The 404-nt window shown below is 33.9% G+C and carries 1 rRNA gene; it reads right to left on the bottom strand.

The annotated features are described in order from the left end of the window. Nucleotides 1-319 precede the first annotated feature (319 nt). Nucleotides 320-404: ribosomal RNA gene (gene rrf, locus DLK05_RS17145) — 5S ribosomal RNA — on the bottom strand; the annotation flags it as partial.

The following is a 404-nucleotide window of genomic DNA, read 5'->3' as shown; positions in this document are numbered from 1 at the left end:
CTTAAAACAAGTTCTATCCAATTTGGATATGATTTGAGAGAATAAATTTAAATTTGTCATGAGAGAAAGTTTTTTTTGTTGTGCAACTCAAAGATAATTTGAGATACTTAAATTCTTTCTCTCTTTTTAATCGTTTAGGACGCTATTGGTTTAGGATATAAAACTCCTTTAGAAAAAGAAATTGAATTAAGAGCTTATTACAGATTAGCAGCCTAATCTTTTTGTACCATATTTTGTTGCAATTCCAATTCTCAAGACTAAGTTTGAGAAAGGGCAAAAAAAAAGAGTCTCATTCCATAAGGAATAAGACTCTTTTAAAGGTTGGCATCGACCTACTCTCCCACATCTCTGCAGTACCATCGGCGCTAACGGGCTTAACTTCTCTGTTCGGGAAGGGAAGAGGT

It is taken from the genome of Ancylomarina longa (assembly GCF_003996985.1).
Lineage (GTDB): Bacteria > Bacteroidota > Bacteroidia > Bacteroidales > Marinifilaceae > Ancylomarina_A > Ancylomarina_A longa.
This window is presented reverse-complemented; position numbering and strand designations above follow the sequence as displayed.